Origin of the sequence: Falsiroseomonas stagni DSM 19981 (assembly GCF_900114315.1) — a bacterium.
In the GTDB taxonomy this organism is placed as follows: domain Bacteria; phylum Pseudomonadota; class Alphaproteobacteria; order Acetobacterales; family Acetobacteraceae; genus Falsiroseomonas; species Falsiroseomonas stagni.
Genome location: NZ_FOSQ01000001.1, coordinates 1,366,634 through 1,390,568, shown reverse-complemented (window position 1 = coordinate 1,390,568; position 23,935 = coordinate 1,366,634). Strand labels below are relative to the sequence as shown.

At 69.3% G+C, this 23,935-nt stretch carries 22 protein-coding genes and 1 pseudogene; 18 read left to right on the top strand and 5 right to left on the bottom strand.

Annotation, left to right across the window (positions count from 1 at the left end):
* The first annotated feature begins 2 nt into the window (after window positions 1-2).
* The 9 genes from BM041_RS06550 to BM041_RS06510 all read left to right on the top strand — a co-directional run bounded on the left by BM041_RS06550 (window position 3) and on the right by BM041_RS06510 (window position 9,334).
* The gene (locus BM041_RS06550; RefSeq protein ID WP_217648625.1) at window positions 3-548 is read left to right on the top strand and encodes a TRAP transporter small permease subunit; all 546 of its coding nucleotides are present in this window, start codon (window positions 3-5) and stop codon (window positions 546-548) included.
* On the top strand, window positions 545-1,918 hold the full coding sequence (locus BM041_RS06545) for a TRAP transporter large permease (protein ID WP_245761944.1): 1,374 nt from the start codon (window positions 545-547) through the stop codon (window positions 1,916-1,918). Before BM041_RS06550 ends, BM041_RS06545 begins: the two co-directional genes overlap by 4 nt.
* Window positions 1,919-1,927: 9 nt before the next feature.
* A complete protein-coding gene (locus tag BM041_RS06540) occupies window positions 1,928-2,599 on the top strand; it encodes a DUF2848 domain-containing protein (protein WP_092957097.1) in 672 nt (223 codons plus the stop codon).
* A gap of 119 nt (window positions 2,600-2,718) precedes the next feature.
* Window positions 2,719-3,450: a GntR family transcriptional regulator gene (locus BM041_RS06535; protein WP_092957094.1), complete on the top strand. Its 732-nt coding sequence runs from the start codon at window positions 2,719-2,721 to the stop codon at window positions 3,448-3,450.
* Between the two features lie 61 nt (window positions 3,451-3,511).
* Window positions 3,512-4,396, top strand: a complete 885-nt coding sequence (locus tag BM041_RS06530) for a polysaccharide deacetylase family protein (RefSeq protein WP_092957091.1) — start codon at window positions 3,512-3,514, stop codon at window positions 4,394-4,396.
* Window positions 4,393-5,781, top strand: a complete 1,389-nt coding sequence (locus BM041_RS06525; protein ID WP_092957088.1) for an MmgE/PrpD family protein — start codon at window positions 4,393-4,395, stop codon at window positions 5,779-5,781. The genes BM041_RS06530 and BM041_RS06525 overlap by 4 nt, the downstream gene beginning before the upstream one ends.
* Before the next feature lie 54 nt (window positions 5,782-5,835).
* Complete coding sequence (locus BM041_RS06520) at window positions 5,836-7,005, top strand: acyl-CoA dehydrogenase family protein (RefSeq protein ID WP_092957085.1); 1,170 nt, start codon at window positions 5,836-5,838, stop codon at window positions 7,003-7,005.
* Window positions 7,005-8,207 carry a CaiB/BaiF CoA transferase family protein gene (locus BM041_RS06515; RefSeq protein WP_092957082.1) on the top strand — a complete coding sequence of 401 codons (1,203 nt, stop codon included), beginning with the start codon at window positions 7,005-7,007 and terminating at the stop codon, window positions 8,205-8,207. Before BM041_RS06520 ends, BM041_RS06515 begins: the two co-directional genes overlap by 1 nt.
* A complete protein-coding gene (locus BM041_RS06510) occupies window positions 8,207-9,334 on the top strand; it encodes a CaiB/BaiF CoA transferase family protein (protein WP_092957079.1) in 1,128 nt (375 codons plus the stop codon). The genes BM041_RS06515 and BM041_RS06510 overlap by 1 nt, the downstream gene beginning before the upstream one ends.
* On the opposite strand, the gene BM041_RS06505 is transcribed toward BM041_RS06510, so the two are convergent.
* On the bottom strand, window positions 9,335-10,567 hold the full coding sequence (locus BM041_RS06505; protein ID WP_092957076.1) for an acetyl-CoA hydrolase/transferase family protein: 1,233 nt from the start codon (window positions 10,565-10,567) through the stop codon (window positions 9,335-9,337).
* A gap of 71 nt (window positions 10,568-10,638) precedes the next feature.
* Here BM041_RS06505 and BM041_RS06500 point away from each other — a divergent pair, with 71 nt between their 5' ends.
* From BM041_RS06500 to BM041_RS06490, 3 genes are read left to right on the top strand one after another with little or no spacing between them, the layout of a single operon-like run.
* Window positions 10,639-11,970 carry an MmgE/PrpD family protein gene (locus BM041_RS06500; RefSeq protein ID WP_175533772.1) on the top strand — a complete coding sequence of 444 codons (1,332 nt, stop codon included), beginning with the start codon at window positions 10,639-10,641 and terminating at the stop codon, window positions 11,968-11,970.
* Between the two features lie 14 nt (window positions 11,971-11,984).
* On the top strand, window positions 11,985-13,376 hold the full coding sequence (locus tag BM041_RS06495; RefSeq protein ID WP_092957070.1) for a phenylacetate--CoA ligase family protein: 1,392 nt from the start codon (window positions 11,985-11,987) through the stop codon (window positions 13,374-13,376).
* Window positions 13,373-14,638, top strand: coding sequence for an amidase (locus BM041_RS06490; RefSeq protein ID WP_175533771.1), 1,266 nt, complete (start codon window positions 13,373-13,375; stop codon window positions 14,636-14,638). The genes BM041_RS06495 and BM041_RS06490 overlap by 4 nt, the downstream gene beginning before the upstream one ends.
* On the opposite strand, the gene BM041_RS06485 is transcribed toward BM041_RS06490, so the two are convergent.
* A complete protein-coding gene (locus BM041_RS06485; RefSeq protein ID WP_092957064.1) occupies window positions 14,625-15,404 on the bottom strand; it encodes an enoyl-CoA hydratase/isomerase family protein in 780 nt (259 codons plus the stop codon). The two genes, BM041_RS06490 and BM041_RS06485, sit on opposite strands and share 14 nt — an antisense overlap.
* Before the next feature lie 108 nt (window positions 15,405-15,512).
* Between BM041_RS06485 and BM041_RS06480 the strand changes: the two genes are divergently transcribed.
* Window positions 15,513-16,514, top strand: a complete 1,002-nt coding sequence (locus BM041_RS06480) for a TRAP transporter substrate-binding protein (RefSeq protein ID WP_092957061.1) — start codon at window positions 15,513-15,515, stop codon at window positions 16,512-16,514.
* Window positions 16,515-16,525: 11 nt separating this feature from the next.
* Here the strand turns inward: BM041_RS06480 and BM041_RS06475 are convergent, their stop codons facing one another.
* Window positions 16,526-16,900: a carboxymuconolactone decarboxylase family protein gene (locus tag BM041_RS06475; RefSeq protein WP_092957058.1), complete on the bottom strand. Its 375-nt coding sequence runs from the start codon at window positions 16,898-16,900 to the stop codon at window positions 16,526-16,528.
* A 77-nt stretch (window positions 16,901-16,977) separates the two neighbouring features.
* Here BM041_RS06475 and BM041_RS06470 point away from each other — a divergent pair, with 77 nt between their 5' ends.
* The 5 genes from BM041_RS06470 to parE all read left to right on the top strand — a co-directional run bounded on the left by BM041_RS06470 (window position 16,978) and on the right by parE (window position 22,437).
* Window positions 16,978-17,511, top strand: a complete 534-nt coding sequence (locus tag BM041_RS06470; protein WP_245761943.1) for a TRAP transporter small permease subunit — start codon at window positions 16,978-16,980, stop codon at window positions 17,509-17,511.
* Window positions 17,508-18,803, top strand: coding sequence for a TRAP transporter large permease (locus tag BM041_RS06465; RefSeq protein ID WP_092957055.1), 1,296 nt, complete (start codon window positions 17,508-17,510; stop codon window positions 18,801-18,803). The genes BM041_RS06470 and BM041_RS06465 overlap by 4 nt, the downstream gene beginning before the upstream one ends.
* Window positions 18,803-19,735: a hypothetical protein gene (locus BM041_RS06460; protein ID WP_092957052.1), complete on the top strand. Its 933-nt coding sequence runs from the start codon at window positions 18,803-18,805 to the stop codon at window positions 19,733-19,735. Before BM041_RS06465 ends, BM041_RS06460 begins: the two co-directional genes overlap by 1 nt.
* 53 nt (window positions 19,736-19,788) lie before the next feature.
* Window positions 19,789-20,307: a MaoC family dehydratase gene (locus tag BM041_RS06455; RefSeq protein WP_092957049.1), complete on the top strand. Its 519-nt coding sequence runs from the start codon at window positions 19,789-19,791 to the stop codon at window positions 20,305-20,307.
* A gap of 102 nt (window positions 20,308-20,409) precedes the next feature.
* Window positions 20,410-22,437 carry a DNA topoisomerase IV subunit B gene (gene parE / locus BM041_RS06450; RefSeq protein ID WP_092957046.1) on the top strand — a complete coding sequence of 676 codons (2,028 nt, stop codon included), beginning with the start codon at window positions 20,410-20,412 and terminating at the stop codon, window positions 22,435-22,437.
* A gap of 68 nt (window positions 22,438-22,505) precedes the next feature.
* On the opposite strand, the gene BM041_RS06445 is transcribed toward parE, so the two are convergent.
* Both BM041_RS06445 and BM041_RS06440 read right to left on the bottom strand, forming a co-directional pair.
* Entirely contained in the window at window positions 22,506-23,114 is a 609-nt protein-coding gene (locus tag BM041_RS06445; protein ID WP_092957043.1) for a hypothetical protein, read from the bottom strand.
* Between the two features lie 167 nt (window positions 23,115-23,281).
* Window positions 23,282-23,908: pseudogene (locus BM041_RS06440) on the bottom strand (TerC family protein); the annotation flags it as partial.
* Window positions 23,909-23,935: the final 27 nt, after the last annotated feature.

Genomic DNA, 23,935 nt, shown 5'->3' with positions numbered 1-23,935 from the left:
CCATGGGACTGGTCGCCGGCTGGGGCTTCGTGCTCTGCGCCTTCTTCATCACCTTCGACGTGCTGGCGCGATCCATCTTTCGCGTCAGCACGCAATCCACCACGGAGATCACCGGCTACATGCTGGCCTTCGGCCTCTCCTGGGGCCTGGCGCATACGCTGACGCAGCGATCCCATGTGCGGATCGACCTGCTGGTGAACCGCCTGCCCCAGCGCATCCGCATCTGGCTGCACCTGCTGTCGCTGCTGCTGCTCGGCGTCTTCATGGCCTTCATCGCCCAGGGTGCCTGGGATTTGGTGGACGAAAGCCTTCTGTTCAACGCCACCGACATCAGCCTGCTGCGCACGCCGCTCGCCATCCCCCAGGGCCTCTGGGCCGCGGGCATGGTCGTGTTCCTCGCCCTCATCGCCTGCATGCTGCTGGAGAACCTGCTGCTCGCCATCCTGGGCGACGCGAAGCAGGTGGAGCGCAACCTCTCCTCCCGCGGTTATGACGAGGAGGCGCAGGAGGCGCTGGAAGCGCTCGGCGTCGCGGAGACGAAGCCATGATCGCTGTTGTCTTCATCCTGGTAATGCTCGTTGTCTTCCTCGGCCTGTCTCTGACGGGGAGTGGCGGCGGCGTCGATGTGCCGATCAGCGCGGTGCTGCTGCTGCTCGGTGTCTTCGGCGGCTTCTTCGCGGCGGGGATCTATGTCGGCGCGGCGCTCGGCGTTCTCGGGCTGCTGGCGGGCTTCGCCTTCTCCGACCGTCCCTTCTGGAACTTCCTGGGCCAGACGGCCTGGGGCCCCTCCTCCTCCTTCGTGCTCGTGGCGGTGCCGCTGTTCCTGCTGATGGGGGAGATCCTGCTGCGCGCCGGCCTGTCGGAACGACTCTACCGCGCGCTGAACCTCTGGCTGAACCGCATGCCTGGGGGCCTGCTGCACACCAACATCGTGGCGTCCGGCGTCTTCTCCGCCATCTCCGGCTCCTCCGTCGCCACCGCCGCCACCATGGGCTCGGTCGCCATGCCCTTCTTCCAGGGGCGCGGCTACGATCCGAAGATGGTGATGGGCAGCCTGGCGGCCGGCGGGGCGCTCGGCAACCTCATCCCGCCCGGCATCACCTTCATCATCTACGCGCTGATCACGGAAACCTCCGTCGGCGCGCTGTATCTGGCGGCGGTCGGACCCTCCATCCTGGTGATGGCGCTGTTCATCGGCGTGATCCTGCTGAAGAAGAACGCCGCGCCGCCGCCCGGCCCGGTGATCCCGATGCGGGAGAAGATCCGCGGCCTGGTCGGGCTGATCCCGACCATCGTGCTGATCCTCATCGTGCTCGGCACCATCTATGCGGGCCTCGCGACGCCGACCGAATCGGCGGCGCTGGGCGTGGTGGCGGCCATCGGCATCGCGGTGGTCGAACGCCGCTTCTCCTTCCGCATGCTGCATGCGAGCGCGGAGGCGACGGCGCGCAACACGGCGATGATCGGCCTCATCCTGCTCGGTGCCTATGTGCTGAACTACGTCATCACCATGCTCGGCGTACCGCAGATGATGGCGGGCCTCGTCTCCGCCCTGCCGCTGCCGCCCTGGGCGATCATGGCGCTGATCATCGGCTTCTACCTGGCGCTGGGGACGTTCATGGAGGGTTTCTCCATGATCATCACCACCATCCCCGTGATCTTCCCGGTCGTCACGGCGCTGGGCTACGACCCCATATGGTTCGGCGTCGTCGTCACCATGCTGGTGGAGATCGCCCTCATCAGCCCGCCGGACGGCACGGTGCTTTATGTGCTGCAGGGGCTGCGCAAGGATGGTGGCGCGATCGGCGATGTCTTCGCCGGCGTGCTTCCCTTCGTCGCCGTCTACATCCTGGCCATCGTGCTGATGATGATCGTGCCCGATATCGCGCTGTGGCTGCCCCGCGCGGTCGGGCCGTAGGGGTCGCCGATGCTCACCTTCGACCGCATCGCCGCGACGGGCACGGACCGGATCGCGGTGGAGATCACGACCCTCGTCATCGCCGGCTGGGCCGGGCGGGACGAGGAGGCGGTGCGCCACCATATCGAGGAACTGGCCGCGATCGGCGTGCCTCCCCCTTCCTCAGTGCCCGTCTACTACCGTGCCGCCGCCGCCAACCTGACCCAGGCGCCGGTGCTGGAGGTGCTGGGTCCGGACAGTTCGGGGGAGGTGGAGCCCGTCATCGTCTCGCTCGCGGATGGGCTCTGGCTCGGCCTCGGCTCCGATCATACGGACCGGAAGGCGGAGGCCGCGGGAATCGCCTTGTCCAAGCAACTCTGCGGCAAGCCGGTCGGCACCACGCTGTGGCGGTTCGAGGAGGTGGAGGCGCATTGGGATGCGCTGGAGATTCGCGCCACCGCCACCATCGACGGCGTGGCGACGATCTACCAGCAGGGCCTGCTCTCCGCCCTCCGCCACCCGCGGGACCTCATGGCGCGCAGCCCGGCGCTGCCCGCCGGCAGCCTGATGTTCTGCGGCACGCTCGGCGCCATCGGCGGCATCCGGCCGTCCAGCCACTTCGCCATGGAACTGCGTGACCCCGTGCTGGGCCGCACGCTGCGCCATGACTACGGCATCACGATCCTGCCCGTGGTGTCGTGACGACGCGGACGTTGTCCGGACAAAGCTGAGGCGCTAGCCTTCCCCGACAGGGGGAAGGACACGGCGCATGATGGGCAGGCACGCTCGCGACGGCGTTTCGGGCAGGGGGCAGTCGTTTCGTGGCTGACCGTGTCGCGCTGCCCCTCTATGCCCGTATCGAGGCCCAGCTGCGCGACGCGATCGCAAACGGTGACTACGCCGTCGGCACGCTGCTGCCGACCGAAGCCGAGTTGTGCGAAACCCTCCGCGTCTCCCGCCACACGATCCGCGAAGCGCTGCGCCGCCTGGTCGATTCCGGCCTGGTGGAGCGTCGCCAGGGCGCCGGCACCATGGTGGTGGCGCGTGAGGCACCGAGCGGCACCGTGCAATCCATGCGCAGCATCGAGGCGCTGTTCCAATACGCGGCCGATACGCGCCTCGACATCCGCAGCCGCCGCATGGCGCCGCTGACGCCGGAAGATGCGGCCGCGGTGCCGGCGCCGGTCGGGGAGAAGTGGCTGACGCTGGAGGGTCTGCGCATCGGGCAGGATGGCGCACCGATCGCGACGGCCGATGTGCTCATCCATCCCCGCTTCGCCACCATCGCCAATGCGCTGCCGGAGCGCGGCGCGATCTACGCCATGATCGAAAGCCGCTTCGGCGTGGAAGTCGCGGAAGTGATCCAGGAAATCACCGCGGCCCCCATGCCCGCTTCCGTCGCCACCGCGCTGGGCCGCAAGCCGCGCGCCGTCGGCATGCGCTTCCTCCGCCGCTACCTCGGCACCGATGGCGCGACGCTGCTGCTCTCCCGCTCCTGGCACGCGGCGGAGCGCTTCACCTATGCGATGCGCCTGCGCCGCGGCGAAGGCTGAGGGGCTTTTGCCCGGCGCGACCCGGGTCTAGCATTTGTCCGGACAACAGCAGGTAGCCCGGATGCCGACCTCCCCCTGGCCGCAGGATTCCCGCCTCGCCCTCTCCATCGTCGTGAATGTGGAGGAAGGCGCCGAGATGTCGGTGCGCGACGGCGACAAGGGGCCGGAGCCCGTCGATGAGCTGGGCGTCCACCTGAAGGTGCCGATCCGCAATTTCGCGAATGAATCCAACTACCTCTATGGCATCCGCGCGGGCTGGCCGCGGGTGGCGGCGCAACTCGCCAGACACAACGTCAAGGCCACCTTCACCGCCGCCGCCATGGCATTGGAACGGGCGCCGGAAATCGGCCGGGCCATCGCGCAAGGCGGGCATGAGGCCTGCAGCCATGGCTGGCGCTGGATCCACCAGTTCTCCTACGACGAGGCGCGCGAACGCGATTTCGTGCGCAAGGCCGTGACCTCCATCGAGGCCACCGCCGGCCACCGCCCGATCGGCTGGCTGTCCCGCTACCTCCATTCGCCGCGGCTCCGCACCACGCTGGCGGAGGAAGGCTTCCTCTACCACATGGATGATTTCTCCGATGACGAGCCGCGCTGGGACGTGGTGGAGACGAAGGACGGCCCCCGCGCCATCGTCATCATGCCCTATGCGCTGGACAGCAACGACATGAAGTTCTGGTTGGCGCCGGGCTACACGCCGCAGCAATGGCTGGACTACGCCGTTGAGACCTTCGACGTGCTCTACGACGAAGGCGCCAGCGCGACGCGGATGATGTCGCTCGGCGTGCATCTGCGCATCATCGGCCGCCCCGGGCGCATCGGCGCCTTCGGGAGGTTTCTCCAGTACGCCAACAGCAAGCCTGGCGTCTGGATGGCGACGCGCGCCGAGATCGCCCGCGCCTTCGCTGCCACCACCCCCCCGCCCGCGGAGCCCGCTGCACGATGAGCACGCCCTACGACATCGCCGCCGCCTTCGCCGCCCATGCGGTGCGGGTGCGGCACGCCGATCTCTCGCCGGGTGCGATCCGCGCGGGCCGGACCTTCCTGCTGGATACGCTCGGCGTCGGCATCGCCGGCAGCAGCGGCGCCAATGTGCAGACGGTGCAGGACCTCGCGGAGCGCTGGGGCAGCGGCAATGAGGCGACGTCCTGGCTGACGGGCCGACGGATGTCGGCCGGTTCGGCCGCCATCGTGAATGCCTATCTCATCCACTGCCTCGAATTCGACTGCGTGCATGAAGGTGCCGTGGTGCATCCCATGGCGACACTGCTCTCCGCGCTGTTCGCGTGGTGCGAACGGGAATCGGCGAAGGGCAATCAGGTCTCTGGCGACCGGTTCCTCGCCGCGATGGCTGTCGGCGTGGACATCGCGGGGCTGCTCGGCGTCGCGACCGACTCGCCGCTGCGCTTCTTCCGCCCCGCCACCGCCGGCGGCTTCGGCGCCGTCGCCGCCATCGCCAATCTCTCCGGCTTCGATGAGGCAACGACGCGCAGCGCCTTCGGCCACATGTACGGCCAGACCAGCGGCACCTTGCAGCCGCACCTCGAAGGCTCGCCACTGCTCGGCCTGCAGATCGGCTTCAATGCCCGCGGCGCGATCGAGGCCTGCGACCTGGCAGCCGCCGGCATGGGCGGCCCCCTCGACATCTTCACCGGCCGCTACGGCTACTTCACGCTGATCGAGGAGAGCGTCCATCCCGATCGCGTGGAGAAGGCACTGGGGCGCGAATGGCAGATCGAGAAGCTCTCGCACAAGCCCTTCCCCTCCGGCCGCCTCACCCATGGCGTCGTGCATGCGCTGCGCGACCTGATGCGGGACGAAGGTTTCGCGCCGGACGAGGTCGCGGAGATCACCTGCCGCGTGCCGCCGCTGGTGAGGCGCCTGGTCGGGCGGCCCGACATTCCCGATCCCGCCTCCAACTATGCGAAGCTCTGCCTGCCCTTCGTAGCCGGTGTCTTCCTGGCCAAGGGGCGTTGCGACGTGCCCGATTTCCGGGGTGAGGCTTTGCGCGACGCCCACGTCCACGCCTTCGCGTCACGCGTCCGGATCGAGCCGGACGGGAACACGAACGAGAATGCCTTGGACCCGCAGGAGATCATCGTGACGCTGGCCTCCGGCGCCCGCCATGTGAAGCATCTGCCCCACACCTACGGCCACCCCGCCGTGCCGCTGAGCGCGGAGGAGAACGAAGAAAAATTCTTCCGCTGCTGCGGCCACGCCGTCCCCCCGGTGCCGTCCGCCCGCGCCACCCGCATCCGCGACCTGGTGGCGGGCATCGAGACCCTGGCCGATGTCGCGGTGCTGTCCGCCGCCACCGGCGGAAGTGATTGACGCAACGCCAGCCCGGGCGTATTTGTCCGGACAAATTCCACGGGAGCACCAGCCATGGACACGCATGTCGCCCGCTCGCAGGCCATCGAGGAAGAGGCCGCGCTGCTCGACGCCATCGACAAATGGCTCAACCGCGACGTGCGCCCGCATGTGCTGCGCCTGGAACATGCGGATGAATACCCGCATGAGATGGTCGAGCAGATGAAGGAGCTCGGCCTGTTCGGTGCAACCATCGCGCCGGAATATGGCGGGCTCGGCCTCTCCGCCACCACCTATGCGAAGATCGTCGAGCGTATCGCCGAAGTCTGGATGTCGCTGTCCGGGATCTTCAACAGCCACCTCATCATGGCGGCCTGCGTCAGCCGGATGGGGACGGAAGCGCAGAAGGCCGAATGGCTGCCGAAATTCGCCACCGGCGAGATCCGTGGCGGCCTTGCACTGACGGAGCCGGATTGCGGCACGGACCTCCAGGCCATCCGCACCCGCGCGCGCCGAGACGGCGATCACTACATCATCAACGGCACCAAGACCTGGATCAGCAACGGCATCCAGGGTAGTTGCTTCGCCCTGCTGGTCAAGACGGATCCGGAGGCGCAGCCGCGCCACAAGGGCATGTCGATGTTCCTGGCGCCGAAGGGCGCGGGCTTCACCGTCTCCAAGAAGCTGGAGAAGCTGGGCTACAAGGGCATCGACAGCGCGGAACTCGTCTTTGACGACTACCGCGTCCCCGCCGATTACCTGATCGGTGGCGAGGAAGGCCGCGGGTTGCAGACAGCGCTGGGCGGCCTCGAACTCGGCCGCATCAACGTCGCGGCGCGTGGCGTTGGCCTGGCATCCGCCGCGCTGAAGGACAGCGTGAAATACAGCCAGATCCGCAAGACCATGGGCAAGCCGATCTGCCAGCACCAGGCCATCCAGCTCAAGCTCGGCGAGATGGCGACGCGCGTGCAGGCCGCCCGCCTGCTCACCTATGATGCCGCGCGGGCCTATGACGCCGGTGAGCGCTGCGACATGGAAGCCGGCATGGCGAAGTACTACGCCAGCGAGGCCGCGGTGGAGAACAGCCTGGAGGCCATGCGCATCCATGGCGGCTACGGCTACTCCAAGGAATACCATGTGGAGCGCTACTACCGCGACGCGCCGCTGATGTGCATCGGCGAAGGCACCAATGAGATCCAGCGCATGATCATCGCCAAGCAGCTGATCGAGCGGTTCCCCGCGTGATGCTGCCCCTGAAGGGGCTGAGGATCATCAGCTTCGAGCAGTTCGGCGCCGGCCCCTTCGCGACCATGAACCTGGCGGATCTCGGCGCCGAGGTCATCAAGGTGGAACCGCCGCCGGGCGAGGGCGGCGACCCGCCAGGCGACATCGCGCGCCACACCGGCGGCTTCCCGCTCGGCGAGAATGACAGCCAGTACTTCCAGTCGTTCAATCGCAACAAGCGAAGCCTGACGCTGGATGTCCGCAAGCCGGGCGCGCGCGACGCCCTGCATCGCCTCGTGCGGGATGCGGATGCCGTGTTGAACAATCTCCGCGGCGATCTGCCGGCGCGGCTCGGCCTCGACTACGCCGCGCTCTCCGCCGTGAAGCCCTCCATCGTCTGCGTGCATCTCTCCGGCTACGGCCGCGATGGCGAACGCGCCTCCTGGCCGGCCTATGACTACCTGGCGCAGGCGGAGGCCGGCTTCTGCGCCCTGACCGGGGAGCCCGACACCAACCCGGCCCGCGCCGGCCTCTCCGTCGTGGATTTCATGTCCGGCCTGACCGCGGCGATGGGGCTGCTGGCCGGTGTGACGGGTGCGCGCGCCACCGGACGCGGCTGCGATCTTGACGTCTCCCTCTACGATGTCGCGATGCAGACGCTGACCTATGTCGCCACCTGGTACCTGAATGACGGGTTCGAGGTGCCGCGCCGTCCGCGCGGCGGCCACCCCTTCATCGTGCCCTGCGAGATGTTCCCGACCGCCGATGGCCATGTCTTCGCCATGTGCATCAAGCCAGGCTTCTGGAAGAAGTTCTGCACCATAGCCGGCGTGCCGGACCTGCCCGCCGATCCGCGCTTCAAGGGCTTCGACGAACGCCTGGCGAATCGCGATGCGCTGATGGCCTTGCTCGATCCCGTGATGCGCTCGAAGACCTCCGCCGACTGGGTCACCGCGCTGGCCGGCCAGGTCCCCATCGCGCCGGTGCTTGGCCTCGGCCAGGCACTGACGAATCCCTATTTCCGCGAACGCGGCGGCATCCTCGACCTGCCGCATCCCGCGCGGCCCGACCTCAAGGTCGTCGCCAGTGCCATCCGCCTGGACGGCAAGCGCCTGCCTGGCCGCGCCGGTCCCGGCTATGGCGCGGATAGCGAGGCGGTGCTGGTCGAGGCCGGCTACACGCGGGAAGAAGTCGCGCAACTGCGCGCCCTGGGGGCGGTGTGATGAAGCTCGACGGTATCCGGGTTCTCGATCTCTCGCTGTTCCTGCCCGGCCCCTACATGACGACGGTCATGGCGGACCATGGCGCGGAAGTCATCAAGCTGGAGCCGCCCTCCGGCGAGCCGGTGCGCAACATCGGCGAACGCGCGGGCGGGCAGAGCGTCTGGTTCCGCAATACGCATCGTGGCAAGAAGTCCATCGTGCTGGACCTCAAGAAGCCGGACCAGTTGGCGGCGCTGCATGACATCGTCCGCACCGTCGATGTCTTCGTGGAGGCCTTCCGCCCCGGCGTCGCCGATCGCCTCGGCTTCGGTCCCTCGGCGATGACGGCGCTCAACCCGCGCCTAGTCTATTGCTCCATATCCGCCTTCGGGCAGGATGGCCCGCTGCGCGACAAGCCCGCGCATGATCTGGCGGTGGAGGCGCTGGCCGGCACGCTGTCCACCAATCTCGGCCAGGATGGGCTGCCCACGCACCCCAACGTCCCCGTCGCCGATGCCACCGCCTCCCTCCTCGCGCTGTCGGCCGTGTTGATGGCGCTGCTGCGGCGGGAGAAGACGGGAAGCGGCGATGTCATCGACATGGCGATGTATGACGCGACGCTGTCCTGGCTGCCCAACGCCACCGGCGCCGTGCTCGGCGCGGATCGCGCGCCGGATGTGAAGCAGGTGCGGCAATGGGGCGGTGGTGCCTTCTACAACATCTATGCGACGAAGGATGGCCGGCACGTCGTCCTCGGCGGCAGCGAGCATAAATTCGTCGAGAACCTGCTCCGCGCGCTCGGCCGCGACGACCTCGTGGCCGGCGCCAGCGGCCCGCCCGGCCCGGCCCATGAACCTGCCAAGGCCTTCCTGCGGGAGACCTTCCTGACCCGCACGCGCGACGAATGGGAAGCGTGGTTCGAGGGCCGTGACGTCTGCTTCGCGCCGCTGCTCGACCTGCATGAGGCCTTCCATCGCCCGCACGCCGCTGCGCGCCAGATGCTGGTGCGGGACGAGGACGGCAATCTCCATATCGGCCTGCCCATCAAGTTCCGCGACGAACCCGGCACGCTCGATCCCACCCTGCCCGCGCTCGGCGAACATACCGAGGCCGTTGTCGCCGACGCGCGCCGGCGCCTAGGGCGCTGATCAGAAACGCGCGCGCATCCGCGCCCAGCCATCGGCCAGCGCAACCTGGTGCTGCGGCGCGGCGATGGCGATCAGCCGTTCCGCCCGCTGGTCCAGGTCCGCGTCCCGCAGAAGCGCGACGCCATGTTCCGTCACGACGATGTCCGCATCCCCGCGCGTGATGGAAACCGGCGTGCCGGGCGCCAGTTGCGGGACGATCCGGCTGATGCTGCCGCCCTTGCCACTGGCCAGCAGCGCGATCACGGCGCGCCCCTCCTTCGTCCGGCGCGCCCCACGCACGAAATCGGCAACGCCGCCCTGGGCGGAAACCTGCCTTCCCTCGATCATTTCCGAATTCGCCTGGCCGAACAAATCCACCTCCACCGCCGCGTTGATCGCGATCATGGAGGGCAGCGCGGCGATGCGCGCGGCATCATGCGTGACGCCGACAGGCCGGAAGGCGATCCGCTTCTCGCGCGCGACCCGGTCATGCAGCGCCGCGCTGCCGATCGCGACACCGGTGGTCACGGCATCCACCACGCCCGCATCCAGCAGGCCGAGCACCGGATCACCGATCATCCCCCCGTGGAAGCGCAGCCGCCGATGCCCGCCCATGGCCTGCACCACCGCAGCCACGGCCGTGCCGATGCCGGTCTGCACCATATCGCCATCCCGCACCAGGCCGGCGACATGGCGGCCCAGCGCGGCCATCGCCTCCCCGGGCTCATCCACCGGCAGCAGCGGCGTGGCGGAGGGTCCATCGACCAGCGCATGCAGCCGGTCCAGCCCGATGCGCACGCCATCCGGTACGTCCGGCAGGGACGGATCAACCACCGCGACCAGCGCCGCGCCGGCCTCCATCAGCGCGGGCACGAAATCATGCGTCAGCGCGAGGGACACGCTGCCATCGCGCGGTGCCGCGCAGCGGAAGATCGCCATGTCGGCGCGCGCCGGGCCGCGCAACCAGGCGAAGGCGTCGCTGTAGTGCAGCGGGCGGAAGCTGACGCGCCCCGCCCCGAGGCCGGCGCGCAGTTCCGGCGTCATGAAGGCGCATTCCAGCGGCGCCAGCGCGGACCAGTCGCGCCGGTTGATGCTCGCGATCGGCACGCCGAGCAGCGTGCTGGCCGCCAGCGCCGCCGGCCGCGCGGCGAGCGCATCCAGCACCGCGGTCGGTTCCGCCGCGCAGCCTGCGATGAAGATGCGAAGACCCGGCCGCAGGGTCTCAGCGAAGGTGGCGGGCGTGATCATCGGCATGGCGGCTTGCGTCCTCGGCGTGCTTCCGTTGATATGTCCGGACAACTTTGCTGGCAAACGGGGTCGTCGCCTTGGGCACCTTGACCGAGGGTATCGCCGCGCTGCTCCGCCGTCCCATCACCGATGCGGATCGCGATCGGGCCGCGCTGCACCTGCTGGACTGGATCGGCTGCGCGGTGGCGGGGGCGGCGAGCGAGACCGGTGCCGTCTTCCGTCGCCAGGTCGCGCGCCAACCCGCGGGCGCCGCGCGCGTGATCCTCGGCGCGGCGCACACCGCGCGCGATGCCGCCTTCGCCAATGGCGCCTTCGGCAATGTGCTGGAGATGGATGATGTGCACCGGGAGGCGATCCTGCATCCCGGCCCCGTCGTCATCCCCGCGGCGCTGGCGCTGGCGGTCGAACGCGGCGCCGATGGCCCCGCGCTGCTGGACGCCATCATCCGCGGCTACGACGCGGAAATCCGCATCGGCCGCGCCATGGGCCACGCCCATTACCGCCAGTTCCACCCCACCGCGAGCTGCGGCCCCTTCGGCGCCGCCGCCGCTGCGGCGTCGCTGCTCGACCTTGATGAGGCCAGGACCGTCTGGGCGCTCGGCAATGCCGGCACGCAGACCGGCGGCGTCTGGCAATGCCGGGCGGAACCGGTGATGACGAAGCAGCTCCACACCGCCCGCGCCGCCGTGATGGGGCTGGAGGCTGCGCTGCTCGCCGCCGATGGCCTGACCGGCCCGCGGGAGATCCTGGAAGGCGCCCTCGGCATCTTCGCCGGCATGGCGCCGGATGCAAAGCCCGATCGCGTGCTGGCCGGCCCCGATGCGCCCTGGCTGGTGCATGAGACCAGCTTCAAGCCCTGGCCCGCCTGCCGCCACTGCCACGCCACCATCGATGCGGCGCTGGTGCTGCGGGACTGGGTGGCGGGGCGCGAGATCGCCGCGGTGGAAGTCGCCACCTACGCCGATGCCGTCGCCTTCTGCGACCGCGCGCAGCCCGAGAGCGTGATCCAGTCGAAATTCTCCCTGCAACACGCCGTGGCAGTGACGCTGCGGGACGGCCCGCCACCGCTGGAAGCCTTCGCCCCCGCCTGCTTCACCGACGCTGGCCTGGCCGCGCTGCGTGACCGCGTGACGCTGGTGCGCGACGCCGGGTTCACCGCCGCCTATCCCGCCCGCTACGGCAGCGCCGTCACCGTCACCCTGGCGGATGGTGAGACGCGCCGCGCCGACATCCCCGATGCGCTGGGCGATCCCGAGAACCCGCTGCCCGTCGCCGACATCATCGACAAGGCGCGCCGCCTGATGCGCAGCGCCGGCGTGGCCGATGACGTGATCGAGCGCGTCATCGCCACCACCCTCGCGCTGCCTGGCGGCGCGCCCGCCGCGACGCTCGACACCATCCTGCCCTGAAGGAGCCGCCCCGCATGACCGTCTTTGACTATGTGACGGCGATGGACCATCCGGCGCTGCTGCGGGACTTTCCCATCGGCGCCGATTATCCCGGCGCGCTGCGCGGCCTGTCGCGGGACGCCCTGCGCGCGCGGCAGGAAGCCGATTTCCGCAAGCTCCTCGCCTTCGCCTGGCAGGTGCCCTTCTACCAGCGGCTCTGGGGTGCCAAGGGGATCGAGCCCGGTGACATCCGGGGCCTCGATGACCTGCCGAAGCTGCCGGCCTATGACAAGTCGGACCTCATGGCCTCCGTCGCCGCCCATCCGCCCATCGGCGACTTCCATGGGCAGGACGCGCATCCGCCGGAACGCCGCCCGCAGATCATCATGCAGACCACCAGCGGCACCACCGGCACGCCCCAGCCCCTGCTGTTCGGCCCGAAGAGCCGGGAGGTGCAGAACCGCCTGCTCGCCCGCATGTACCTGATGGCCGGCATGACCCGCGATGACGTCGTCCATTCCGTCTATGGCCACGGCATGATCAATGGCGGCCACTACGTGCGGGAGACGGTGACGCATTGGGTCGGCGCGCGCTTCCTCAGCGCCGGCACGGGCGTGGAGACGCGCTCCGCCCAGCAGGTCTTCATCATGAAGCAGTTCGGCGCCACCGCCATCGTGGGCTTCGCCGACTACATCAAGCGCCTGGCGGAAGTGGCGCGGGAGGAAGGGCTGGAACCCGGCCGCGACCTGCCCATCCGCCTGATCTGCGCCCATCTCGGCAGCGAGAGCCAGGCGAGCCTCTCCGCGGCCTGGGGGGGGGCGGCGGTCTATGACTGGTACGGCGTCGGCGATACCGGGATCATCGCCGGCGAAGGCCCGGACCGCACCGGCATGCATGTGATGGAGGATGCGCATGCACTGGAGATCGCGGACCCCGATACCGGCCTGCCCGTGCCGGAAGGCACGCTGGGCGACATGGTCTGCACCTGCCTCTTCAAGGACGACATCTTTCCCATCATCCGCTTCAACACCCATGACGTGACGGAGGAAGTGCTGGGTGCCAATCCCCTCGGCATCCCCTTCCGCCGCATCAAGGGTTTCCTCGGACGCAGCGACAACATGGTGAAGCTGCGGGGCATCAACCTGTTCCCGACCGGCATCGGCGCGCTGCTGGTCGAACAATGCGAGACCGCGACCGGCGACTTCATCTGCCGCGTCGGGCGCAGCGATGGACGCGATTCGATGGTCGTGCACCTGGAAGTGCGCGGCGATGCCGATGCCGCGCTGCAGTCGCGCCTGGAGGGGGCGCTGCGCACGCGCCTCGGCGTGGAGATCGGCGTGGCGCTCTGTGCGCCAGGGTCGCTCGCCGCGCTGACGCAGGTGGAAAGCCGGCAGAAGCCGATCCGCCTGATCGACGACCGCAAGTGACGCCCAGCGACATCCCCGCGCTGCTCGCGCGCATCGCCGCCGAGGATGGCGCGATCGGCAGCTTCTGGCAGGTGGATCGCGACGGCGCGCTGGCCGCGCGCGCCGCGACCGCTGGTCCGCTCGATGGCGTCGCCATCGGCATCAAGGACAATGTCGATGTCGCGGGCCTGCGCACCACCGCGGGCATCGCTGCCTTCCGCCACCGCGTGGCCGATCGCGATGCGCCCGTCGTGCGCCGCCTGCGCGACGCCGGCCTCGTCATCCTCGGCAAAACAGCGATGCATGAGGGCGCGCTGGGCGCCACCACGGATACGCCGGGCTTCGGGCGCTGCATGAACCCGCTGCGTGCGGGCTACACGCCAGGCGGTTCCTCCGGCGGGTCGGGCGCCGCGGTCGCGGCGGGCTTCGTGCCGCTGGCCATCGGCACGGACACGATGGGCTCCGTCCGCCTGCCCGCCGCCTATTGCGGCGTCATCGGGTTGAAGCCGACATCGGGCCTCGTCTCACGGACCGGCGTCGTGCCGCTCTCGCCCCGGCTCGACCATGTCGGCATCCTGGCAGCGACCGTCGAAGGCGCCGCGCTGGCGCTGGAGGTCATGGCCGGCGACGACCCGGAGGACCCGGATTCGCGCCCCGCGCCGCCGGGCTGGCGCGCCCTGACCGCGCAGCCAGCCAACCCGCGCGGCCTGCGCATCGGCCTGCCGGAGGCGGTCCTCGCGGCACCGATGGAACCCGCCATCCGCACGGCGTTGGAGGAAGCGCAGACGCGCCTCCGCGATGCCGGCGCGCTGCTGGTACCTGTTGCCGTGCCGGGCTGGGACCTGACCGCCACGCGCCGTGCCGGCCTGCTGCTGATCGAGGCCGAGGCCGCCGCTCTGCACCCCACTCTGGTCGATGATCCCGAAGCCGCCACGCCCGGCTTCCGCGCAGCCCTGGCCTATGGGCGGGATGCGAATGGCGCGCGGATCGCGAAGGCGCTGTTCCGCCTGGCGGAGGCACGGGCCGGCGCCTTGCGGGCACTCGACCAATGCGACCTGCTGCTGATGCCCACCGCGCCACAGCGCGCCTTTACCCACGGCACGCCGGCACCGGTGGACCAGGCGGATTTCACTGCGCTGGCCAATGTCGCGGGCCTGCCCGCCATCGCCCTGCCCTGGGCGGCGGCGGATGGCGGCCTGCCCTGCTCCATCCAGATCGTCGGCCGCGCCCATACGGAACAGGCGGTCTGCGCGCTGGCAGATTGGCTCGTCAGGGCGCGCTGAAGCGCGCGGGGCGCTTTTCCAGGAAGGCGCGATAGCCCTCCTGGAAATCCTCGCCGGCAAAGGGTTCCGCGAACAGCGCGGCCAGCGCGGGCGTCTCCTCCGCGGCGCCGGCGGCAATGGCGTCCACCATCGCCTTCACGCCGCGCAGCGCGGGGCGGGATGTGGCCGCGATGGCGGCCAGGTAGCGCGCTGCCTCATCCTCGAAGCCCGCGGCGTCCCACAGCCGGTCCACCAGCCCGATCCGCGCGGCCTCCTGCGCTTCCACGGCGCGCGCTGAAAACAGCATTTCCTTCGCGCGATTCGCGCCCACCGCCAGCACCAGGCGGCGCGTATCCGCATGGCTGTAGGTCAGGCCGAGCCGCACCGGCGTGACGGCAAAGCGTGCATCATCCGCCGCAAGGCGCAGGTCGCAGGCCAGCGCCATCGCAACGCCCCCGCCGACGCAGGCGCCGCGAATGGTGGCGATGCTGGGCTTCGGGCAGGCGGCGATGGCCTCGATCGCCTCGCGGATCAGGCGGTTGCTGTCCGCGATGGCGGCGGCATCCGCATAGGCGGCCCCGAACTCCGCGATATCGGCGCCGCCGCAGAAATGGCCACCGCTGCCGGCCAGGCGCAGCACGGCGATGGCGGGGTCCGCCACGGCGGCCGCAACCAGTGCGGGAACGGCAGCCCACATGGCGCGCGCCATCGCGTTGCGGCGCGCGGGGTTGTCGATCAGCAAGGTGGCGATGGCGCCGTCGCGCGTCAGCCGGATCGGGGAATGCATGTCGGAATGCTAACGCCGGCCACTACATTTGTCCGTACAAATTTCTTGTCGCAGGCGCGGACCCATGCTTCGCTTCCGTCCCGGAAACCATGGGGCAGGGAGATCGGGATGCTTCGACGCGATGTGATGAAGGCGGCCGCGGGTGCGGCCCTGGCGACCGGCGCCGCCGGCAGCGCTCAGGCGCAGGCACCGACGCGCTGGGACATCTCCATCCCCTGGGGCCCTGCCGAGTTCCACACCGTCAACGCCCAGCGCTTCGCCACCGAAGTGCGCAACGCCACCAATGGCGCCGTGCAGACGACGGTCCATGCCGGCGGCTCCCTCGGCGTGCGGGCGAATGAGACGGTGCGCGCGGTCGGCGATGGCGTGGTGCCGATGGCGGAATTCGCCGCCTTCCAGAATGTCGGCGACCTGCCGATCCTCGGCATCGAGAGCATCCCCTTCCTCATCAGCAACTACGACGAGTTGCAGATCATGCACTCGCTCGTGCGCCCGATCTGGGAGAGGGAGCTGGAGCGGCGCAACCAGACCGTCCTCTATATGTGCCCCTGGCCCACGCAGCTCTTCTACTTCAAGCGCCCCATCGCGACGGCCGCCGACCTCCGCGGCATCCGCATGCGGACATATGACCGCGTAACGGCGGAGATGTGCACGCGGCTCGGCATGGTACCGCAGCAGCTGACGAATCCGGACGTGGTGCCGGCGCTGGCCTCCGGCCGCATCGACGCGGTGATGACCAGCGGCACCACCGCGGTGGCGCAGCGCTACTGGGAATTCCTGAAGCACGCCTACGTCACCAACCATCTCTGGGCCACCAACCTGATGGTGGTGAACAACGATGTCTGGCGCCGCCTGCCGGCCGCGACCCGCACCACCATCGCCGATCTCGGCAAGCGGCTGGAGCCGGAGTTCTGGAACGTCTCGAAGGGCGAGCACACCGTCCGGATGGGAGAGTTGCAGCAGCACGGCATGACGGTGGAGGAGCCTTCCCCGGCGCTGCTGCAGGCGCTCCGCCAGGCGACGACGACGATGGGCGATGATTTCGCCCGCGCCAACCCCGTGGCGGCCCCGATCCTGCAGCAGTTCCGAAGCCGCGTCGGCCGGGCCTGACGGCCCGCGTGTCAGCCTTTTCCCGTGGCCGTGATGTGCTCGACATGGCGCATCACGGCGGCGCCGGCCCGTGCCCAGCACTGATGCCCATGCACCAGGATGGCGATGCTCAGCGCTTCCATGATCTGCCCCGGCGTCAGCCCGGCGCGGATCCCGGCCTCCGCATGGGCGACGGCACCCTCGACATGCCCCGCCGCGACATCCAGCACGATGAAGACGAGTTCCTTGCTCGCCAACGACAGATGGCCTTCCGGCGGCAGGCGGTAGGCTGCCTCCCGCGCCGCGCGGTAGGCCGCGAAGGCATCCGGCGCGTGGCGTTGCAGCAGCGCGACGCTGTCCGGCACGCTGCCGATGGTATCCTTGAAGTGCCCCGTCGCATCGGTCATGGCCCGTCCTCTCCGCCCGTCGCGGATGCCAGCCTATCCCAGCGGGGCCATCCTTCCACCAGGCAAGGGTCCGCCGCATGAAGCCTGTCACAGCGCGTCTCCTCATCGCCATCGACATGGCCTGCGCCCTCGGCGCCGCCGCGGCAGCGGTCTCCGCCCTGGCGCTTGCCGCGCTGCTGATCGCGGAGGTGATCGTCACTTCCTTCTTCGCGTGGTCACAGCCCTGGGCGGTCGAGTATTCGATCTACCTGCAGGCCGTGGTGATGTTCGGCGGCGCGGGATGGGCGCTCCGCAATGGCGGCCACATCCGCGTGCAGATGGGCCTCTCCGCGATGTCGCCGCTGGCGTTGCGCGTCGTGGATGCGTCGGTCTCCGCCTTCTCGCTCGGCATCGTCGGCTTCATCGCCTGGGCGCTGACCAGCCAGGCCTGGCGGACCTTCGACCTCGGCAGCGTCAGCTACTATCCCATGCAGACCCCGGTCTGGATTCCGCAGGCGGCGCTGGCGCTCGCCTTCATCCTCTTCGCCCTCGCCCTTGTCGCGCGGCTCATCCGCCTCGGCCTCGGCGAGGATGCGGAGATCCCCAACACCGTCGGCGGCACCATCGAATGACCCTCACGCTCGGCGTCGTCATCGCGCTCGTCATCGGTTTCCTCGGTGCCGGCATCTGGGTCGGCCTCGCCATGCTGGCGGCCGGCATGATCTCGCTCGAACTCTTCCGCGACATCCGGATGGACCGCTTCCTGGCCAGCGACATCTGGGCCAGCGCGACGGCGGAGGAGCTGGTCACGCTGCCGCTCTTCATCCTGATGGGCGAGATCCTGGTCCATACGCGCATCTCGGAAAGCCTGTTCCGCGGCCTCGCCCCCTGGACGCGGCTGATCCCCGGGCAGTTGCTGCATGTGAACGTCATCGGCAGCACGATCTTCTCCGCCGTCTCCGGCTCCTCCGCCGCCGGCACCGCGACGGTCGGCCGCATCACGATGCCGGAGCTGCTGTCCCGCGGCTATGACCGCAACATCGCGATGGGGTCGCTGGCCGGCGCGGGCACGCTGGGCTTCCTCATCCCGCCCTCCATCCCGATGATCGTCTATGCCGTGCTGGCGGATGTCTCGATCCTCGACCTGTTCATGGCGGGCACCGTGCCGGGCCTCATCCTGGCGGGGCTCTACATGGGCTGGATCGCGTTCCGCGCGCTGTCCACCCCCTCCCTGGTTCCGGCGCGGGAACCACCTTCCACCTGGCGGCACCTGGCCGCCTCGCTGCTGATGCTGGCGCCGGTCACCTCGCTCGTGCTGCTCGTCATCGGGTCCATGCTGCTGGGCTTCGCTTCCATCACGGAAGCGGCCGCGGTCGGCGTCATCGGCGCGCTGCTGATCGGGTTGCTGGAACGATCGCTGACGCCGCACACCCTCTGGATGTCGCTGCTGGCGACGGTCCGGACCTGCGCCATGATCGGCGTCATCCTGGTCGGCGCGCTGTTCCTCTCGAAGGTCGTGGCGCGGCTCGGCATCCCCGCCGAGGTCGCGTCGATCATCCAGGGCTGGGGCCTCAGCCCCTTCCTGCTCATCGTGGTGCTGATGCTGTTCTATCTCCTGCTCGGCACGATCCTCGATGGGCTGTCCACCATCGTGATGACCTTGCCCGTCACGCTGCCGATCGTCGTGGCGGCGGGCTTCGATCCCGTCTGGTTCGGCGTCTTCCTGATCATTTCGGCGGAGCTGTCGCAGGTCTCCCCGCCGGTCGGCTTCAACCTCTACATCATCCAGGCATTGTCCAACGCCACGCAGTGGGAGGTGGCGCGTGCCGCGCTGCCCTTCTGCCTCATCATGCTGGGCCTGACGGCGCTGATCACGGTCTTCCCGGAGATCGTGATGTGGCTCCCCTACCAGATGCGCCAGTGATGGGCGCGGCCGGCGGCCTGATCCGCCGCCATGGCCTGCCCCTGATCGCGGTCGGTGCCTTCATCGGCATCGCGCTGCCGGGGCTGGCCAGCGCCATGCGGCCCTGGCTGGTGCTGCTGTCCATCGGCACGATGATGGTGGCGCTGCTGCGGATCGAGCCCGCGGATTTCGGCGCCGTGCTGCGGCGTCCGCTGCTCGCCATCCTCATCCTGGCCTGGGTGACGCTGGTGGTGCCGCTGATGGTGTGGCTGGCGCTGCGGCCGGTGCTGCCGGCGGAGTCGCCCTTCCTGGCCGCCGCCGTGCTCATCGCTGGCACGCCCTCCGTCATGTCGGCCTCCGCCTTCGCCATCCTGCTGGGGGCGGATGGAGCGTTGCTGACCGTGGTGGGCATTCCCTCCAACGCGCTGGCGCCGGCCTGGCTGCCCATGGTGGCCTCGCTGATGGGGGTGGGGGCGCAGGTCGATCCGCTGGCCATGGCGCAGCGGCTGGCGGTGCTGGTCGGCGGCAGCTTCGCCGGCGCGCTGCTGGCCGTGCGGGTCTGCGGCCGCCCCGCCATCCGGCGCGCGGGGCCGGCTCTGGACAGCTGGGTGGTCCTGCTCATCACCCTCTCCGCCATCCCCTGCATGGATGGCGTGGGGCCGGCCCTGATGGCGCGGCCCGCCACCTTCGCGGGCATGCTGGCCTTCGCGCTCGGCCTCAACATGGTCCTCCAGGTCATCGGCTACCTGGTCTTCCAGCGCGCGCCCGTGGCCGCCGCGCTCTCCGCCGCCCTCGTCACGGGGTCGCGCAACAATGTGCTGCTGCTGGCCGCGATCGGCGCGCCGGGGGATGGCGACCTCAGCCTCATCATCTCCGCCGCCCAGCTCACGCTCTTCATCATGCCGTCGCTGGTCGCGCCGACCTACCGCGCCATCGCGCGGCGCCGAGGTTGAACCGACCCGCCCCCTGGGCTACCAATTTGTCCGGACAAATCAGGAGACGCCGCATGGTCCAGACCCACACGGAGATCGCGCCCCAGCGCTTCCGCGAAAGCTTCGGCCGGTACTTCGAGGATTTCAACGTCGGCGACATCTACGAACACCGCCCGAACCGCACCATCACGGAGACGGAGAACACCTGGTTCACCCTGCTGACGATGAACCAGCACCCCATGCATTTCGATGCCGAATACGCCAAGCATTCCGAATTCGGCCGCTGCATCATCTGCTCCCCCTTCACCGTCGCCCTGCTGGTGGGGATGAGCGTGAGCGACGTCAGCCAGAAGGCGATCGCCAATCTCGGCTGGAAGGAGATCAAGCTGACCTTCCCGCTGTTCGCCGGCGATACCCTGTCCGGGGAGAGCGAGGTGCTCGACAAGCGCGAATCGAAGTCCCGCCCGAACGCCGGCATCGTCGCGGTGCGCACCCGCGGCTACAACCAGGACCGCAAGATGGTCTGCGAGTTCGACCGGATGATGCTGATCGCCAAGCGCGGCTTCGATGTGGAGAAGAAGGCGGGCTACTGAACCGCCCGGCGGGCCGCCAGGCCCGCCACGCCTCGACTCGGGGGAGTTGGTTGTGCCGGGGCCGCCCGGTCGCTATCTTGGCCCCCGAATTGAGAACACAGCATGAACGACCTCTTCTCCCGCAACGGCTCCTCCAAGGGCACGACCAAGGCGGCCCCCAAACCCGCGACGCCCGCCCCCGCCCATGTCACCGGCGCCTCCGACTATTCCGCCAAGGACATCGAGGTGCTGGAGGGGCTGGAACCCGTGCGCCGGCGCCCCGGCATGTATATCGGCGGCACCGACGACAATGCGCTGCACCATTTGGCCGCCGAGATCATCGACAATGCGATGGATGAGGCCGTGGCCGGCCATGCCGATCGGATCGAGGTGACGCTGGAGGCCGACAACTGGCTGACCGTGCGGGACAATGGCCGCGGCATCCCCATCGACCCGCACCCGAGATTCCCCAAGCTCTCGGCGCTGGAGGTCATCCTCACCACCCTGCATTCCGGCGGCAAATTCTCCGGCAAGGCCTATGACACGTCCGGCGGCCTGCACGGCGTCGGCTCCTCCGTCGTCAATGCGCTGTCGCTGCGGATGGAGGTGGAGGTCGCGCGCGACCGCACCCTGTTCGGCCACGCCTTCGAACAGGGCAAGCCGGTCCAGACGCTGCAGAACCTGGGCAGCGTGCAGAACCGCCGCGGCACCCAGGTCCGCTTCAAGCCGGACCCCGAGATCTTCGGCAAGCAGGTCTTCCAGCCCGCGCGGCTGCATCGCCTCTGCCGGTCCAAGGCCTATCTCTACAAGGGCGTGGAGATCCGCTGGAACTGCGACGCAAAGCTGGTCGAGGGCACGGACACCCCCGCCAGCGCCATCCTGCATTTCCCGGGCGGCCTGCGGGACTACCTCGCCACCTCCATCGAGGGTCGCGCCACCGTCGTGCCTCAGCCCTGGGCCGGGGAGGTCGGATTCGCGGAGGGCGCGGGCCGCGCCGAATGGGCCATCACCTGGGTGGAGCAGGGGGATGGCTTCCTCTCCACCTACGCCAACACCATCCCGACCCCCCAGGGCGGCACCCACGAAGCCGGTCTCCGCGCCGCACTCGTGAGAGGGCTGCGCGCCTATGGCGAGCTGAAGAAGGAACGCCGCGCCGCCAATGTGACGGCGGAGGATCTGTTCGGCGGCCTGGCCGGCATGTGTTCCGTCTTCATCCGGGAACCCCAGTTCCAGGGCCAGACCAAGGACAAGCTGACGAGCCCCGAGGCCGCGCGCCTGGTCGAGAATGCGCTGCGCGACCATTTCGACCATTGGCTGGCCGGCGATCCCGGCAATGCGGACAACCTCCTCGCCTGGACGATCGAGCGCGCCGAGGACCGCATCCGCCGGCGGGAGCAGAAGGAGACGCCGCGGAAGTCTGCGACGCGCAAGCTGCGCCTGCCCGGCAAGCTCGCCGACTGTTCCCGCGAAGGCGTGGACGGCACGGAGCTGTTCCTGGTGGAGGGCGATTCGGCCGGCGGTTCCGCCAAGCAGGCGCGGGACCGGGAGACGCAGGCGGTGCTGCCGCTGCGCGGCAAGATCCTGAACGTCGCCAGCGCGTCGGCCGACAAGCTGCGGCAGAACCAGGAACTGCGCGACCTGATCGAGGCGCTGGGCTGCGGCGCGGGGGATCGCTTCGACCTGGCGCGCCTGCGCTACGGCCGCATCGTCATCATGACGGACGCCGATGTGGACGGCGCGCATATCGCGGCGCTGCTGATGACCTTCTTCTACAAGGAACTGCCCGAACTGGTGCGCCAGGGCCGGCTGTTCCTGGCGCAGCCGCCGCTGTTCCGCCTGCAGGCCCCCGGCAAGACGATCTATGCCAAGGATGATGCGGACCGGGAGCGGCTGCTGAAGAAGGAGTTCAAGCCCAACCAGAAGGTCGATGTCAGCCGCTTCAAGGGCCTGGGCGAGATGCCGCCCGCGTCGCTGAAGGAAACCACGATGGACCCGAAGCGCCGCACCCTGCTGCGCGTGGTGCTGCCGACCGAGGAACGGGCCCGGACGTCCGAGCTGATCGAGGCGCTGATGGGCCGCCGCCCCGAACTCCGCTTCCGCTTCATCCAGGACAATGCCGCGAAGCTGGACGAGGAATCGGTGGACGCCTGAAGGCGCCCGCCCGGGGCGTCAGCCCCTGGTGGCCTGCGCCTATTCAGCCACGCGCAGCCTGCGCCTATTCAGCCACGCGCAGCCTGCGCGATGCCCACCACGAAGGGCATCGGGCTGACCGGCCGCACCTGGCGGGTCGGCGCGGTGACCAGGATCTTCAGGTAGCGCCCCGCCGCGGGGCCGAGGCAGACCAGCGTCTGGACCTCCTGCCGCCCATAGGTCCCGTGCAGAGTCGCGCAGCGCATCGGCGCCTGGCCCGGCACCTCGACATCCGTGCGGTCGCGTTCCGCGATGCGCTGGCTGGTGCGGGTGCCCGCCATGGCCACCGCCTCGCTCACAGCCGCGGTGAACTCGGCCTGTAGCGCGGCCGAGTCGATCTCATTCGGCACGTCCGGCTGGCCGCGATCATAGACGCTGACGGTGGCCACCGCGCTGCGGGCTGGCCCGTCGTAATCCATCGCCACGCCCAGCCCCGCGCGGGTCTGCTCGTGCCAGGTGGTGTCTCGCCGCGTGAAGCCCGCCACCGTACCCGGCAGGCGGTCCGCCATCGCGGCGAGCGTCGGCCGCCCGCCGGGTGACGATGTCGTGGCGCCGGCCTCCCCCTCCCCTTCCTGCTGCGCGCATCCGGCCAGGCCGAAGGTCAGCGCGAGAAGAACAAGGAAGGGGGCGTGGCGCATGGTCAGCGGTTCCTGCGCAGCAGCTGCTGCGTCAAATCCACCACGATGGTGGCCACCATGGCCACCACGGCCACCTGGAACAGGGTCGCGAAGATCCAGAGGCCCACGGGGAACACCTCCGGCACCGCCATCCAGCCGAGCGGCAGGAAGAGATAGCCATACGCCTCCGGCACGTTGTCCGCCACCTGATGCGTGCCTTCGAAGATCATCTGGCCCGCGACATAGAGGATGACCAGCAGGCCGACCCAGGCGATCCAGCGGTTCTTGTCCAGCAGCCTGGCGATCAGCGTCGCCGCCACGCCCATCAGGACGACGGAGAAGGCGAGGCCGATGATCATGATGTAGGGATGATCCTTCGCCGCGCCGGCCACCGCCAGCACGTTGTCCAGGCTCATCGACACGTCTGCCACCAGGATCTGGGTGATGGCCTGCTTCAGCGTCTTGCGCGGATTGCCATTCTCGTCGAGCTCGACGCCGGTGTCCGTCACCTCGCCATCGCCATGGCCGCCGTGGCGCAGCTCCCGGTACATCTTCCAGCACACCCACAGCAGCAGCACGCCACCCGCCAGCGTGATGCCGACGATCGACAGCAGCTGCACGGTGATGGAGGCGAAGCCGATGCGCATCAGGGTCGCCGCGGCGATGCCCCAGAAGATCGCCTTCTTGCGCTGGTCGGCCGGCAGTCCGGCAGCGGCCATGCCGACGACAATCGCATTATCGCCCGCCAGGACGATGTCGATGAAGAGAACTTGTCCCAGCGCGACAAGTTCTGGGCCAAATGAAGAAAAATCCATGTTACGACGTATCCATTCCCGGTCTCG

Excerpts from the sequence above, each read along its gene's own strand:
- BM041_RS06485 (WP_092957064.1), bottom strand. The coding sequence starts at position 15,404 with ATGCATTCCCCGATCCGGCTGACGCGCGACGGCGCCATCGCCACCTTG.
- BM041_RS06530 (WP_092957091.1), top strand. The coding sequence starts at position 3,512 with ATGCCGACCTCCCCCTGGCCGCAGGATTCCCGCCTCGCCCTCTCCATC.
- BM041_RS06550 (WP_217648625.1), top strand. The coding sequence starts at position 3 with ATGGGACTGGTCGCCGGCTGGGGCTTCGTGCTCTGCGCCTTCTTCATC.
- BM041_RS06520 (WP_092957085.1), top strand. The coding sequence starts at position 5,836 with ATGGACACGCATGTCGCCCGCTCGCAGGCCATCGAGGAAGAGGCCGCG.
- BM041_RS06465 (WP_092957055.1), top strand. The coding sequence starts at position 17,508 with ATGACCCTCACGCTCGGCGTCGTCATCGCGCTCGTCATCGGTTTCCTC.
- BM041_RS06515 (WP_092957082.1), top strand. The coding sequence starts at position 7,005 with ATGCTGCCCCTGAAGGGGCTGAGGATCATCAGCTTCGAGCAGTTCGGC.
- BM041_RS06480 (WP_092957061.1), top strand. The coding sequence starts at position 15,513 with ATGCTTCGACGCGATGTGATGAAGGCGGCCGCGGGTGCGGCCCTGGCG.
- BM041_RS06445 (WP_092957043.1), bottom strand. The coding sequence starts at position 23,114 with ATGCGCCACGCCCCCTTCCTTGTTCTTCTCGCGCTGACCTTCGGCCTG.
- BM041_RS06525 (WP_092957088.1), top strand. The coding sequence starts at position 4,393 with ATGAGCACGCCCTACGACATCGCCGCCGCCTTCGCCGCCCATGCGGTG.
- BM041_RS06495 (WP_092957070.1), top strand. The coding sequence starts at position 11,985 with ATGACCGTCTTTGACTATGTGACGGCGATGGACCATCCGGCGCTGCTG.
- BM041_RS06505 (WP_092957076.1), bottom strand. The coding sequence starts at position 10,567 with ATGCCGATGATCACGCCCGCCACCTTCGCTGAGACCCTGCGGCCGGGT.
- BM041_RS06540 (WP_092957097.1), top strand. The coding sequence starts at position 1,928 with ATGCTCACCTTCGACCGCATCGCCGCGACGGGCACGGACCGGATCGCG.
- BM041_RS06470 (WP_245761943.1), top strand. The coding sequence starts at position 16,978 with ATGAAGCCTGTCACAGCGCGTCTCCTCATCGCCATCGACATGGCCTGC.
- BM041_RS06460 (WP_092957052.1), top strand. The coding sequence starts at position 18,803 with ATGGGCGCGGCCGGCGGCCTGATCCGCCGCCATGGCCTGCCCCTGATC.
- BM041_RS06475 (WP_092957058.1), bottom strand. The coding sequence starts at position 16,900 with ATGACCGATGCGACGGGGCACTTCAAGGATACCATCGGCAGCGTGCCG.
- BM041_RS06545 (WP_245761944.1), top strand. The coding sequence starts at position 545 with ATGATCGCTGTTGTCTTCATCCTGGTAATGCTCGTTGTCTTCCTCGGC.
- parE (WP_092957046.1), top strand. The coding sequence starts at position 20,410 with ATGAACGACCTCTTCTCCCGCAACGGCTCCTCCAAGGGCACGACCAAG.
- BM041_RS06455 (WP_092957049.1), top strand. The coding sequence starts at position 19,789 with ATGGTCCAGACCCACACGGAGATCGCGCCCCAGCGCTTCCGCGAAAGC.
- BM041_RS06510 (WP_092957079.1), top strand. The coding sequence starts at position 8,207 with ATGAAGCTCGACGGTATCCGGGTTCTCGATCTCTCGCTGTTCCTGCCC.